Source organism: Flavobacterium sp. (assembly GCF_035195345.1).
In the GTDB taxonomy this organism is placed as follows: domain Bacteria; phylum Bacteroidota; class Bacteroidia; order Flavobacteriales; family Flavobacteriaceae; genus Flavobacterium.
The window spans coordinates 2589335-2606130 of the sequence record NZ_CP136574.1; the positions used below are offsets into that span (position 1 = coordinate 2589335).

A 16796-nucleotide genomic window follows, 5' to 3' on the forward strand; every position below is an offset into this window, starting at 1 on the left:
GATTATGAAGTTATTTTTTAAAATTATATTTCTATTGAGTTTTAGTTTGACTTTTGCTCAATCACCAGATTGTTCATCTGCTTCTGCAATGTGTTCTGGTCAAGGGGGGCCTTACGTTAATACACATCCTGGAACCCCAGGCGGAAATCAAACAGGTTATGGTCCAATTACTGGATGTGGAGGTAGTAATAGTCATGGAAATAACGGCTCCTTGGGGTCAACACCACGACCTGCATGGTTTACCATTCAAATCGGTCAGTCTGGTCCTATAAATTTAAATTTGCAACAGTTTAATAACTCTGGTACTGGAATTGATGTTGATTTTGCGCTTTGGGGTCCATTTCCAAATAATAATTTGGCTAGCATATGTAATAGTCTATCTGGTTTTCCTGGTACTACTTATACTGGGCCATGTAACCTTGTAGATGCTAGTTTTTCAGGTGATTTTGATGAAACTATTCATTTTCCAAATGCTCTTGCTGGTGAAACTTATTTGCTTTTAGTTACAAATTATAGTACTCAGTCAGGTACTTATTCGGTCAATCAAGTTGGCGTAACACCATCGTCCGGACAGATAACTTGTGATATAGTTTGTGGTGTTAATTTAGGTCCTGATAGAATTTTATGTGGCTCTGCAACTAATGTTTCTTTAACGGCAACCTTTTTACAAGCACCTTCTACACCAGGGTCTCCTATTTATTCGTGGTATTTAAATGGGGTTTTACAATTTACAACGCCAACCAATACAACAATCGTAACTCAGAATGGTACATGGGGCGTAAGCGTAACAAGACCTGGTTGTTCTGATATTGCAACAGATGATGTTATTGTAAATATTATAGGTTCTGTCCCCTATAACAATATAGGTCCTTATTCAAGTCCAGCTGGTGAGTGTAATCCGGTATTTGATTTATCCGCCTATTTAGATGATTTAGTAGCGCCTAATAATCCTGCGGGTTTTACTTTTATCTTTACGGATGGTATGACAGGTCAAGTTATTACAGATTTAGCAAACTATACTACTAACGATGATACAACAATTATTGTAGAAATATTTGCAGGTTCGTGTTCTGAAATAACAACTTTTGAATTATTCGTTGATTGTGTTGTTGCTAGTTGTGATGTCGATTTAACTTCTGATCCAGCAACAGCTAATCAAACTATTTGTTTAAATGATCCTATATCTAATATTACATATCAAACGGCTGGAGATGCAACGAATGTAACAGCTACTGGTTTGCCATTAGGTCTTACAGCTGTTTATAATACTAACATATTAACAATAAGTGGAGTTCCAACAGAAACAGGAACTTTTAATTATACTGTTGAAACGGTTGGTTGTTCTCCAAATTTAACATTAACTGGAGTAATCACTATTAATCCAAATCCAACTTTTACTTCATTAACAGCAAATGGTCCAATTTGTGTTGGTGCTGATGCTGTGTTTAATCTATCTGGTACACCTGGTGCTAATGTTTTTTATACAATTAATAGTAATCCAATTCAATTTGTAACTTTAGATACTTCTGGTAATGGAGTAATTAGGATTACTGGAGCTTCAGCGGATGTTGTAATAATTTTAAGTGAAATCGAATTAGGTACATGTGATATTAATTTGGTGAATACGGCTACTGTTTTTATTTCTCCTACACCTGCAGTTCCTGCTATTAATACAACCGGACCTACTTGTTCAGTAGATGGATTTAGCACAATTACAAATTATGATGGTACGTTAAATTATACTTTTAATCCAGCAGGTCCTTCAATAGGAGTAAGTGGATTGATTTCAGGAATGGTATTAGGTACACCTTACACTATTACAGCAGGTAATGGAACTTGTACTTCGTTAGCGTCTAGTCCATTTACAAGTGTTGCTACTTTGTCAGTTCCAGCTCTACCGGTAGTCTCGATTACAGCACCAACATGTTTAGCAGATGGATTTAGTACAATTACAAATTACGATGGTACATTAAATTATGTATTTAACCCAGCTGGACCTACAGTTGGGGCAGGTGGATTGGTATCAGGAATGACATTTGGGACATCATATGTTGTTGCAGCTTCAAACGGAAGTTGTTCATCAGTAGATACAGCATCGTTTAGTGTTGATTCAATTTTACCTACGCCCGTAGCGCCAGTTGTTAGTGAAACAGCGCCAACGTGTTTAGCGGATGGATTTAGTACAATTACAAATTACGATGGTACATTAAATTATGTATTTAACCCAGCAGGTCCAACTATTAATGCTTCAGGATTAATTCAAGGAATGGTTTTAGGCACTAGTTATTCAGTTACAAGTACCAATGCCTCTTTGTGTACATCCTTAGTTTCGAATAATTTTGTTAATAATCCAATGTTATTAACCCCAGTTGTACCAACAATATCGATTACAGCACCAACATGTTTAGCAGATGGATTTGCTACAGTAACAAATTACGATGCAACATTAAGTTATGTATTCACGCCAGCTGGACCTACAGTTGGGGCAGGTGGATTGGTATCAGGAATGACATTTGGGACATCATATGTTGTTGCAGCTTCAAACGGAAGTTGTTCATCAGTAGATACAGCCTCTTTTAGTGTTGATTCAATTTTACCTACGCCCGTAGCGCCAGTTGTTAGTGAAACAGCGCCAACGTGTTTAGCGGATGGATTTAGTACAATTACAAATTACGATGGTACATTAAATTATGTATTTAACCCAGCAGGTCCAACTATTAATGCTTCAGGATTAATTCAAGGAATGGTTTTAGGCACTAGTTATTCAGTTACAAGTACCAATGCCTCTTTGTGTACATCCTTAGTTTCGAATAATTTTGTTAATAATCCAATGTTATTAACCCCAGTTGTACCAACAATATCGATTACAGCACCAACGTGTTTAGCAGATGGATTTGCTACAGTAACAAATTACGATGCAACATTAAGTTATGTATTCACTCCAGCTGGACCTACAGTTGGGGCAGGTGGATTGGTATCAGGAATGACATTTGGGACATCGTATGTTGTTGCAGCTTCAAACGGAAGTTGTTCATCAGTAGACACAGCCTCTTTTAGTGTTGATTCAATTTTACCTACGCCCGTAGCGCCAGTTGTTAGTGAAACAGCGCCAACGTGTTTAGCGGATGGATTTAGTACAATTACAAATTACGATGGTACATTAAATTATGTATTTAACCCAGCAGGTCCAACTATTAATGCTTCAGGATTAATTCAAGGAATGGTTTTAGGCACTAGTTATTCAGTTACAAGTACCAATGCCTCTTTGTGTACATCCTTAGTTTCGAATAATTTTGTTAATAATCCAATGTTATTAACCCCAGTTGTACCAACAATATCGATTACAGCACCAACGTGTTTAGCAGATGGATTTGCTACAGTAACAAATTACGATGCAACATTAAGTTATGTATTCACGCCAGCTGGACCTACAGTTGGGGCAGGTGGATTGGTATCAGGAATGACATTTGGGACATTGTATGTTGTTGCAGCTTCAAACGGAAGTTGTTCATCAGTAGACACAGCCTCTTTTAGTGTTGATTCAATTTTACCTACGCCCGTAGCGCCAATTGTTAGTGAAACAGCGCCAACGTGTTTAGCGGATGGATTTAGTACAATTGCAAATTACGATGCTACATTAAATTATGTATTTAACCCAGCAGGTCCAACTATTAATGCTTCAGGATTAATTCAAGGAATGGTTTTAGGCACTAGTTATTCAGTTACAAGTACCAATGCATCTTTGTGTACATCCTTAGTTTCGAATAATTTTGTTAATAATCCAATGTTATTAACCCCAGTTGTACCAACAATATCGATTACAGCACCAACGTGTTTAGCAGATGGATTTGCTACAGTAACAAATTACGATGCAACATTAAGTTATGTATTCACGCCAGCTGGACCTACAGTTGGGGCAGGTGGATTGGTATCAGGAATGACATTTGGGACATCATATGTTGTTGCAGCTTCAAACGGAAGTTGTTCATCAGTAGACACAGCCTCTTTTAGTGTTGATTTAATTTTACCAACACCCGTAGCGCCAATTGTTAGTGAAACAGCGCCAACGTGTTTAGCGGATGGATTTAGTACAATTACAAATTACGATGCTACATTAAATTATGTATTTAACCCAGCAGGTCCAACTATTAATGCTTCAGGATTAATTCAAGGAATGGTTTTAGGCACTAGTTATTCAGTTACAAGTACCAATGCATCTTTGTGTACATCCTTAGTTTCGAATAATTTTGTTAATAATCCAATGTTATTAACCCCAGTTGTACCAACAATATCGATTACAGCACCAACATGTTTAGCAGATGGATTTGCTACAGTAACAAATTACGATGCAACATTAAGTTATGTATTCACGCCAGCTGGACCTACAGTTGGAGCAGGCGGATTGGTATCAGGAATGACATTTGGTTCAGGTTATGTTGTTGCAGCTTCAAACGGAAGTTGTTCTTCCGTTAACACTACTTCGTTTGTTGTAACTCAACAATTACCATTACCAACAATAGTTAGTGTTACTAATAACGGACCAATATGTTTGGGAGGAACGGCAATATTTACGATAACTGCTACTCCTAATTCTCAGGTGATTTATAGTGTAGATGGAAACCCAACTCAAACAGCTTCTATTAATGCTTCAGGTGTTGGAATTGTAAATGTTACAGGAGTTACAGCAAGTACAACATTAACTACAATTAGTGTTTTTGATGGAATATGTTCGTCTAACTTTTCATTAACTTCTACAGTTAATTTATTTGCAAATACAACTATTTCATTAGTTTCAAATTCTGGAACGGATGGTCAAACACGATGTGCTGGAGTTACTATTGATCCTATTCAATACCAAGTTACAGGTACAGCGACTGGAGTGGTTGTTACAGGTTTACCAGTGGGAGTTACATATGATTATAATGTTGCTACTGGATTGTTAACAATTGCAGGAGCTACAAATATCGCAGGAGTTTATAACTATTCAATTATTACTTCTGGTGGTTGTAACCCTCAAGCAAGTGCTTCAGGTTCAATAACTATTACAGGTCTTCCTGTGTTAAGTTATTTGGTTACGGATACCATTTGCGATGGTAGTACTTTAGATTTTGTTTTAAACAGTAGCTTACCAAATACGTCATATATATGGAGTGCTACAGTTTCAAATATTTCAGGTTCATATAGTACAACAACTAATGGGGATGAGACTAATATAAATCAAATCGCTACATTAACGGATTCTGAAAACATTGGAACAATAACTATGGTTATCATTCCAATGGCTAATGGATGTTATGGTGTGGCATCAAATCCTATTGTAATCACAGTTAATCCAATACCATTAGTTGAGAGTGTAAGTGTTGCGGATAGTTCAGTTTGTTCAGCAACAAATACAACCAACAATGTGCATGTTGATATTGTAGGTAACATAAGTGGTATTACCTATAGTTGGACAGCAATAACAAGTGGTGTAAATGTTATAGGAGGTCCTACATCAGGAACAATTATCGCAACATCAACAACAGCAATGATTGATTTACAAGTAGTAACAAGTAATCCATTAGTGGCTGGAACAATTTATTTTGAAGTTACACCAATTCGAAATGGTTGTCCAGGTAATTTATTAACAAGTGGAATAGTTACCGTTAATCCAAATCCAGGTTTACCAATTTCATCACCAGTAAAAACAATTTGTAGTGGTAACAGTACAGATTTAATGATTGATGTTTCTCCACTTATTATAGGAACACAATTGACATGGGAAGTGTTAACGGTTGTAAATGTAACAGGCGCAACACCTGGAACAGGCATAGCTCCATCACCAATTAATGATGTATTAACAGCTACAACCAATACACAAGGTTATGTTATCTACCGAGTACGATCTACTTTAGGAGATTGCCAAGGCGGTTACACAGATTATAGAGTGAATGTAAATCCATCCCCACTCCCAATATTAACAGATGGAAACATTTGTATCACGGCAACAGGAGAAGTATATCAGACATATACCTTAACTACAGGTTTAAATGATGCAGATTATGATTTTGAATGGTTTGACAGCAATGGTACTATTATCGCAGGCGCAACAAATTCAACATTAGTAGTAGATGCAGCAGGTACTTATAGTGTTATTGCAACCAATTGGTTAACGGGATGTTCATCTGATCCTCTTTTAGCAAGTGCTACGGCAACGGTCACTGCAACAACTCCAGCAACATCAATGACGATAGTTCAAAGTGAGTATTTTAGTGAAAATGCAACTATAATAGTAACAGTTCCAGATGGTTCAGGAACATTAATGTATTCGTTAGATGAAGGCGCACTGCAATCATCAAATGTATTTACAGGAGTGAGTGCAGGGGAGCATATAGTTACAGTAATCGATACAGAAGGATGTACTTATATGACACAAGAAGTAATGGTAATAGATTATCCAACTTATTTTACACCAAATGGAGATGGAATCAATGATACATGGAATATCGTTGGATTAAATCAGGCAGATGCGAAGTTGTACATTTATGACCGTTATGGTAAATTATTGAAACAATTAAGTGCAACACAAGACAGTAATGGTTGGGATGGTACACACAATCAAGAACAGTTACCATCAACAGATTACTGGTTTACATTAGATTATACAGAAAATGGAGTTGCTAAACAGTTTAAAGCGCATTTCTCTTTAAATCGATAGAAAATAAATCCATATAATTTAAGCGGTACATTTATTTGTGCCGCTTTTTTTATTAAAATGATTTTTTGTTAAATGAAGTTGTGGCTAAAATTTAAAATAGATAATAAAATACCAACATAAAGTTAAATATTTTTGAGAGTAGTTTGAAAAAGTGTATTAAAATTTAATTTGAGTACTTTTGGTATTTTGTAACTTTATGAAAATCAATGTCATGTGAAATTATAGCATAAAAAAATATGGTGTGTTATAGTTTTTTAAAGATATTTCGTATTATTGTAATGAATAATTTAAAATTAATTAATCGTAATGAAGAATATCTTTGCTTTTGTGTTTATATTAATAAATACTCTATTAGTCCAAGCTCAACAACCAGCTAATAATAATTATAATTTGCCACCTGGGGTGGTATTAAATAAAAAAGGAGTTGAAAAAAAGGACTTGTCTTATAAATTGAATTTAGAAAATTTTAACAATAATCCATTAGCTGATAATTTCTTAAGAAAGTTTTCGACAGATGAAATCATTCAAATGGAAAATGATAAAGGTGAAGACTATTTTTATTACAAAAATGCAAATGAATATTTCATGTCTCTATCAAATAAAGTTAGAAAAATTTTCACACATGATGAGCTTTGGTATATCTATATGTTTGATCAAAGCTTAAAACATAAATTAACGAACATAAAATAAAATAGTAATATTTTTAAAAATTTAAATAAAGGTTATGATTAAAAAACAATTTTTACTTTGGTTTTTTATATTTTTTTCTATTAGTTTATTTTCTCAAACTTATACATTGAATAACGGTTCAAATGGTACTATTACTACATGTTCAGGAACATTTGTTGATAATGGAGGAAATGTTGCTGATTATGGCAACAATCAAAATAGTACAATTACATTTTGTCCATCTACTCCAGGAGAAATAATTAAAGTTGTATTTACTTCTTTTTCTACTGAGGCCTTTGCGGGTACTTGTACTGATTATTTGGATGTTTGGTATGGAAATACTGTAGGTGCCCCTGGTACAAATAACGATAGATTGTGTGGTAATGTTGGTAATACTACTTTTGTATCTACCAGTCCAGATGGATGTATTTCATTTCAATTTATTTCAAATGGTAATGTTAATCAAGCTGGGTGGTCTGCAACTATTTCGTGTGTCACACCCTGTACAAATCCAATAGCGGCTTTAACAGATTCATCTCCAGTTAACATTTGTCCATCAACAGCTACTAATCCTGGACCATTAGCTGTTAGTTTTAATGCAAGTGCTTCAACGGCATCTGGTGGTTTTTCAGTTTCTTCCTATGAATGGGCATGGGGTGATGGTACAAGTTCTATAACAACTACACCTACTACAACACATACTTATTCTGGGCCAGGAATATATTCAGTTAGTTTGATTGTGCGAAACAATAATACAGATATTTACCCTCTTGGTTGTCAAAGTACTAATCCAGCAACAAGAGTTGTAAGGGTATATCCTCCACCAAATTTCACAGGTTCTTCTCCTACAACAGTTAATGTTAATTGTGGTGAATCACTAAATTTGAATGGATTAGTATCCTCACAAACAATATCATCAATTCCATTAGCAGTTTCTCAAAGTACAATTACATTGGCAGATGCTGCTGGTGTTAATTATGATTCAACAATAGATATTTCAGGTTTTTTTCCTTCTGGATCAATTGTAACACCAAGTTGTTACCCAACAATTACCTTTGATTTAGAACATACACATTCGGGAGATTTAGAAATAACATTAATTTCTCCTACGGGACAAAGTGTAATGATATATGATCAGCATGGTGGTACAAATGACTTTGGAATTTGTGCTAATCCTCTTGATAATGGTGTTGCTGGCTGTCCTGCTACTTACACAGTTGTGAATTCTGGTGGTGTGAATTGGACGGCTGCCGGTGTAACTACCACAGCACCTGCAAATGGAGCTTGTACTTATACCGGAGCTTGTGAAGTGGGAAGTAATTATATTTCACAGACTTATAATTCTACTAATCCATTTACTGCTTTAAACGGAGCTGGTTTAAATGGTATATGGACACTTCGTGTTAGAGATAATTTAAGCGCGGATGATGGAACTATTTCAGGATGGTCGTTAACATTTCCAACTTCATGTTATACTAATTCAGAATTTGTAACTCCAGATATTGCTACTTTAACATGGAGTACAACAGGAGTTGGACCCGCTGTACCTTCACAAACAACAACATCTGTTGCTGTTATAGATCCAGGTCCAGGAGGTTGTCCTACACCTGGAACATGTATTGGAAATAAATTAACAAATAATGTTACTATTGGCCCGTTTTTAAATTCTGGAACTTTTTCATATGCTTTAACTGCTGTGGATGAATATGGGTGTAATTATGTTAGAAATGTAGCAGTTAATGTGGCTACTTGCCCTTGTTTACTAAATTTAACATCACTTTCAAATACAAACAATCAATCTGTTTGCTTAGGAAGCGCTATTGTTCCTATTACTTATAATTATGGTGGTGTATCTACAGGAGCAACAGTTACTGGATTACCCCCTGGTCTTAATTTAAATATTAGTGGGGGTTTAATAACTATTTCGGGTACCCCAACAGCTATTGGTACTTTTAATTTTACTGTTAATTCAACGGGTTGTTCTCCAAATATATCACTAACTGGAAAAATCATTGTCCAAACAGCTCCATCATTGACAAGTATTACAAATAATACTCCAATATGTTTAAACTCAACAGCTACATTTAATTTAGTTGGTACTCCAAATGCAATTGTTTCATACAATATTAATGGCAGTTCATCACAAAATGTTACTTTAAATCCTAGTGGAATCGCAACAATTTCTATTCCTTCGGTTGGTTCAAATACTAATTTCAATGCGATATCAATTACTAATTCGGGTACTATAATTACTGGCAATGGTTCTTCTGCTTCAGGAGGGCCTAATGCAATAAGAGCTACGGGACCCATCAGTAATTTGGGAGCAGCAGCTGGTAATCCAAATTGCGCGTTAGTTAATAGTCTAAATCCAAATCTTACAATTACATTACCACAAATAGTACCAATTGGAACTACAATAACTATTAGTTTGGCTCGTGACAATACTTCTGGAGAAGTTACTGTTGCTTCTGGAGGTGCTTCGTCTATCTTTAATTCAGGTATAAATGATTTTTTAGAACGAATTATAATTACAACAATAACACAAACTAATGTTGTAACAATTACAAGTAGAGCAGGTGCTGTATGGGTTGATGGTGTTGAGTTTGCTTTTACCCTACCTGGGTGTACTTCTTTAATAACTAATACTAGTACAGTTAATATTTCAACACCAGCTGTTCCAATAATTGCTACAACAGCTCCTACGTGTTTATCGGATAGTACATCAAGTATTTCTAATTATATTGCAACCAATACGTATGCTTTCACTCCTTCAGGTCCAACAGTTGGAGCAACAGGTGCTATTACAGGAATGGTTATTGGTACAAGTTATACAGTAACAGCATCAAATGCAAGTTGTATATCAGCTTCATCCGCATCGTTTAGTACAGCAGTACAATTAACAGCTCCATCTGTACCTATCATAACAACTACTGCTGCCACATGTTTAGCAAGTGGAACCACTACAATTAATAATTACACTTCAGGAATCAATTATGTTTTTATTCCAACAGGACCCATAGTAACTGGAACCGGTACTATATTAGGGTTGACTAATGGGACAAGTTATACGGTAACAGCATCAAATGGAAGTTGTTCCTCAGTAGTTTCAGCAGCGTTTAGTAATACTGAGCAGCTAGCCACTCCAACTGTTCCAACTATAGCTTACGTAGCACCAACATGTTTAACAGATGGATCATCGAGTGTTTCTAACTATAGTGCAACCAATACGTATGCATTCTCTCCCTCTGGTCCAACCGTAGGTGCAGCAGGTGAAATCATAGGTATGGTTCTTGATACAAGTTATACAGTAACTGCCAATAACGGTATTTGTGTCTCAACAGCTTCAGCGCCCTTTAGTAATGCATCACAGCTAATAACACCTGTATCGCCAGTTGTTAGTGAAACAGCGCCAACGTGTTTAGCGGATGGATTTAGTACAATTACAAATTACGATGGTACATTAAATTATGTATTTAACCCAGCAGGTCCAACTATTAATGCTTCAGGATTAATTCAAGGAATGGTTTTAGGCACTAGTTATTCAGTTACAAGTACCAATGCATCTTTGTGTACATCCTTAGTTTCGAATAATTTTGTTAATAATCCAATGTTATTAACCCCAGTTGTACCAACAATATCGATTACAGCACCAACGTGTTTAGCAGATGGATTTGCTACAGTAACAAATTACGATGCAACATTAAGTTATGTATTCACGCCAGCTGGACCTACAGTTGGGGCAGGTGGATTGGTATCAGGAATGACATTTGGGACATCATATGTTGTTGCAGCTTCAAACGGAAGTTGTTCATCAGTAGATACAGCCTCTTTTAGTGTTGATTCAATTTTACCTACGCCCGTAGCGCCAGTTGTTAGTGAAACAGCGCCAACGTGTTTAGCGGATGGATTTAGTACAATTACAAATTACGATGGTACATTAAATTATGTATTTAACCCAGCAGGTCCAACTATTAATGCTTCAGGATTAATTCAAGGAATGGTTTTAGGCACTAGTTATTCAGTTACAAGTACCAATGCCTCTTTGTGTACATCCTTAGTTTCGAATAATTTTGTTAATAATCCAATGTTATTAACCCCAGTTGTACCAACAATATCGATTACAGCACCAACGTGTTTAGCAGATGGATTTGCTACAGTAACAAATTACGATGCAACATTAAGTTATGTATTCACGCCAGCTGGACCTACAGTTGGGGCAGGTGGATTGGTATCAGGAATGACATTTGGGACATCATATGTTGTTGCAGCTTCAAACGGAAGTTGTTCATCAGTAGATACAGCCTCTTTTAGTGTTGATTCAATTTTACCTACGCCCGTAGCGCCAATTGTTAGTGAAACAGCGCCAACGTGTTTAGCGGATGGATTTAGTACAATTACAAATTACGATGGTACATTAAATTATGTATTTAACCCAGCAGGTCCAACTATTAATGCTTCAGGATTAATTCAAGGAATGGTTTTAGGCACTAGTTATTCAGTTACAAGTACCAATGCCTCTTTGTGTACATCCTTAGTTTCGAATAATTTTGTTAATAATCCAATGTTATTAACCCCAGTTGTACCAACAATATCGATTACAGCACCAACGTGTTTAGCAGATGGATTTGCTACAGTAACAAATTACGATGCAACATTAAGTTATGTATTCACGCCAGCTGGACCTACAGTTGGGGCAGGTGGATTGGTATCAGGAATGACATTTGGGACATCATATGTTTTTGCAGCTTCAAACGGAAGTTGTTCATCAGTAGATACAGCATCGTTTAGTGTTGATTCAATTTTACCTACGCCCGTAGCGCCAGTTGTTAGTGAAACAGCGCCAACGTGTTTAGCGGATGGATTTAGTACAATTACAAATTACGATGGTACATTAAATTATGTATTTAACCCAGCAGGTCCAACTATTAATGCTTCAGGATTAATTCAAGGAATGGTTTTAGGCACTAGTTATTCAGTTACAAGTACCAATGCCTCTTTGTGTACATCCTTAGTTTCGAATAATTTTGTTAATAATCCAATGTTATTAACCCCAGTTGTACCAACAATATCGATTACAGCACCAACATGTTTAGCAGATGGATTTGCTACAGTAACAAATTACGATGCAACATTAAGTTATGTATTCACGCCAGCTGGACCTACAGTTGGGGCAGGTGGATTGGTATCAGGAATGACATTTGGGACATCATATGTTGTTGCAGCTTCAAACGGAAGTTGTTCATCAGTAGATACAGCCTCTTTTAGTGTTGATTCAATTTTACCTACGCCCGTAGCGCCAGTTGTTAGTGAAACAGCGCCAACGTGTTTAGCGGATGGATTTAGTACAATTACAAATTACGATGGTACATTAAATTATGTATTTAACCCAGCAGGTCCAACTATTAATGCTTCAGGATTAATTCAAGGAATGGTTTTAGGCACTAGTTATTCAGTTACAAGTACCAATGCCTCTTTGTGTACATCCTTAGTTTCGAATAATTTTGTTAATAATCCAATGTTATTAACCCCAGTTGTACCAACAATATCGATTACAGCACCAACGTGTTTAGCAGATGGATTTGCTACAGTAACAAATTACGATGCAACATTAAGTTATGTATTCACTCCAGCTGGACCTACAGTTGGGGCAGGTGGATTGGTATCAGGAATGACATTTGGGACATCGTATGTTGTTGCAGCTTCAAACGGAAGTTGTTCATCAGTAGACACAGCCTCTTTTAGTGTTGATTCAATTTTACCTACGCCCGTAGCGCCAGTTGTTAGTGAAACAGCGCCAACGTGTTTAGCGGATGGATTTAGTACAATTACAAATTACGATGGTACATTAAATTATGTATTTAACCCAGCAGGTCCAACTATTAATGCTTCAGGATTAATTCAAGGAATGGTTTTAGGCACTAGTTATTCAGTTACAAGTACCAATGCCTCTTTGTGTACATCCTTAGTTTCGAATAATTTTGTTAATAATCCAATGTTATTAACCCCAGTTGTACCAACAATATCGATTACAGCACCAACGTGTTTAGCAGATGGATTTGCTACAGTAACAAATTACGATGCAACATTAAGTTATGTATTCACGCCAGCTGGACCTACAGTTGGGGCAGGTGGATTGGTATCAGGAATGACATTTGGGACATTGTATGTTGTTGCAGCTTCAAACGGAAGTTGTTCATCAGTAGACACAGCCTCTTTTAGTGTTGATTCAATTTTACCTACGCCCGTAGCGCCAATTGTTAGTGAAACAGCGCCAACGTGTTTAGCGGATGGATTTAGTACAATTGCAAATTACGATGCTACATTAAATTATGTATTTAACCCAGCAGGTCCAACTATTAATGCTTCAGGATTAATTCAAGGAATGGTTTTAGGCACTAGTTATTCAGTTACAAGTACCAATGCATCTTTGTGTACATCCTTAGTTTCGAATAATTTTGTTAATAATCCAATGTTATTAACCCCAGTTGTACCAACAATATCGATTACAGCACCAACGTGTTTAGCAGATGGATTTGCTACAGTAACAAATTACGATGCAACATTAAGTTATGTATTCACGCCAGCTGGACCTACAGTTGGGGCAGGTGGATTGGTATCAGGAATGACATTTGGGACATCATATGTTGTTGCAGCTTCAAACGGAAGTTGTTCATCAGTAGACACAGCCTCTTTTAGTGTTGATTTAATTTTACCAACACCCGTAGCGCCAATTGTTAGTGAAACAGCGCCAACGTGTTTAGCGGATGGATTTAGTACAATTACAAATTACGATGCTACATTAAATTATGTATTTAACCCAGCAGGTCCAACTATTAATGCTTCAGGATTAATTCAAGGAATGGTTTTAGGCACTAGTTATTCAGTTACAAGTACCAATGCATCTTTGTGTACATCCTTAGTTTCGAATAATTTTGTTAATAATCCAATGTTATTAACCCCAGTTGTACCAACAATATCGATTACAGCACCAACATGTTTAGCAGATGGATTTGCTACAGTAACAAATTACGATGCAACATTAAGTTATGTATTCACGCCAGCTGGACCTACAGTTGGAGCAGGCGGATTGGTATCAGGAATGACATTTGGTTCAGGTTATGTTGTTGCAGCTTCAAACGGAAGTTGTTCTTCCGTTAACACTACTTCGTTTGTTGTAACTCAACAATTACCATTACCAACAATAGTTAGTGTTACTAATAACGGACCAATATGTTTGGGAGGAACGGCAATATTTACGATAACTGCTACTCCTAATTCTCAGGTGATTTATAGTGTAGATGGAAACCCAACTCAAACAGCTTCTATTAATGCTTCAGGTGTTGGAATTGTAAATGTTACAGGAGTTACAGCAAGTACAACATTAACTACAATTAGTGTTTTTGATGGAATATGTTCGTCTAACTTTTCATTAACTTCTACAGTTAATTTATTTGCAAATACAACTATTTCATTAGTTTCAAATTCTGGAACGGATGGTCAAACACGATGTGCTGGAGTTACTATTGATCCTATTCAATACCAAGTTACAGGTACAGCGACTGGAGTGGTTGTTACAGGTTTACCAGTGGGAGTTACATATGATTATAATGTTGCTACTGGATTGTTAACAATTGCAGGAGCTACAAATATCGCAGGAGTTTATAACTATTCAATTATTACTTCTGGTGGTTGTAACCCTCAAGCAAGTGCTTCAGGTTCAATAACTATTACAGGTCTTCCTGTGTTAAGTTATTTGGTTACGGATACCATTTGCGATGGTAGTACTTTAGATTTTGTTTTAAACAGTAGCTTACCAAATACGTCATATATATGGAGTGCTACAGTTTCAAATATTTCAGGTTCATATAGTACAACAACTAATGGGGATGAGACTAATATAAATCAAATCGCTACATTAACGGATTCTGAAAACATTGGAACAATAACTATGGTTATCATTCCAATGGCTAATGGATGTTATGGTGTGGCATCAAATCCTATTGTAATCACAGTTAATCCAATACCATTAGTTGAGAGTGTAAGTGTTGCGGATAGTTCAGTTTGTTCAGCAACAAATACAACCAACAATGTGCATGTTGATATTGTAGGTAACATAAGTGGTATTACCTATAGTTGGACAGCAATAACAAGTGGTGTAAATGTTATAGGAGGTCCTACATCAGGAACAATTATCGCAACATCAACAACAGCAATGATTGATTTACAAGTAGTAACAAGTAATCCATTAGTGGCTGGAACAATTTATTTTGAAGTTACACCAATTCGAAATGGTTGTCCAGGTAATTTATTAACAAGTGGAATAGTTACCGTTAATCCAAATCCAGGTTTACCAATTTCATCACCAGTAAAAACAATTTGTAGTGGTAACAGTACAGATTTAATGATTGATGTTTCTCCACTTATTATAGGAACACAATTGACATGGGAAGTGTTAACGGTTGTAAATGTAACAGGCGCAACACCTGGAACAGGCATAGCTCCATCACCAATTAATGATGTATTAACAGCTACAACCAATACACAAGGTTATGTTATCTACCGAGTACGATCTACTTTAGGAGATTGCCAAGGCGGTTACACAGATTATAGAGTGAATGTAAATCCATCCCCACTCCCAATATTAACAGATGGAAACATTTGTATCACGGCAACAGGAGAAGTATATCAGACATATACCTTAACTACAGGTTTAAATGATGCAGATTATGATTTTGAATGGTTTGACAGCAATGGTACTATTATCGCAGGCGCAACAAATTCAACATTAGTAGTAGATGCAGCAGGTACTTATAGTGTTATTGCAACCAATTGGTTAACGGGATGTTCATCTGATCCTCTTTTAGCAAGTGCTACGGCAACGGTCACTGCAACAACTCCAGCAACATCAATGACGATAGTTCAAAGTGAGTATTTTAGTGAAAATGCAACTATAATAGTAACAGTTCCAGATGGTTCAGGAACATTAATGTATTCGTTAGATGAAGGCGCACTGCAATCATCAAATGTATTTACAGGAGTGAGTGCAGGGGAGCATATAGTTACAGTAATCGATACAGAAGGATGTACTTATATGACACAAGAAGTAATGGTAATAGATTATCCAACTTATTTTACACCAAATGGAGATGGAATCAATGATACATGGAATATCGTTGGATTAAATCAGGCAGATGCGAAGTTGTACATTTATGACCGTTATGGTAAATTATTGAAACAATTAAGTGCAACACAAGACAGTAATGGTTGGGATGGTACACACAATCAAGAACAGTTACCATCAACAGATTACTGGTTTACATTAGATTATACAGAAAATGGAGTTGCTAAACAGTTTAAAGCGCATTTCTCTTTAAATCGATAGAAAATAAATCCATATAATTTAAGCGGTACATTTATTTGTGCCGCTTTT

Annotated in this window: 3 protein-coding genes; all 3 read left to right on the forward strand. The window is 36.2% G+C overall.

The genetic code is table 11. The annotated features are described in order from the left end of the window. The first annotated feature begins 4 nt into the window (after window positions 1-4). Window positions 5-6697 (forward strand): T9SS type B sorting domain-containing protein, encoded by a 6693-nt coding sequence (locus tag RSE15_RS12055; RefSeq protein ID WP_324068799.1) that lies wholly within the window; start codon window positions 5-7, stop codon window positions 6695-6697. Window positions 6698-7003: 306 nt separating this feature from the next. Then, on the forward strand, window positions 7004-7387 hold the full coding sequence (locus RSE15_RS12060) for a hypothetical protein (protein ID WP_324068800.1): 384 nt from the start codon (window positions 7004-7006) through the stop codon (window positions 7385-7387). 34 nt (window positions 7388-7421) lie between these two features. Next, window positions 7422-16748 (forward strand): T9SS type B sorting domain-containing protein, encoded by a 9327-nt coding sequence (locus tag RSE15_RS12065; protein WP_324068801.1) that lies wholly within the window; start codon window positions 7422-7424, stop codon window positions 16746-16748. Window positions 16749-16796 lie beyond the last annotated feature (48 nt).

What these genes read in the sequence shown, in the direction of transcription:
- RSE15_RS12055 (WP_324068799.1), top strand. Translation starts at nt 5, where the DNA reads ATGAAGTTATTTTTTAAAATTATATTTCTATTGAGTTTTAGTTTGACT.
- RSE15_RS12060 (WP_324068800.1), top strand. Translation starts at nt 7,004, where the DNA reads ATGAAGAATATCTTTGCTTTTGTGTTTATATTAATAAATACTCTATTA.
- RSE15_RS12065 (WP_324068801.1), top strand. Translation starts at nt 7,422, where the DNA reads ATGATTAAAAAACAATTTTTACTTTGGTTTTTTATATTTTTTTCTATT.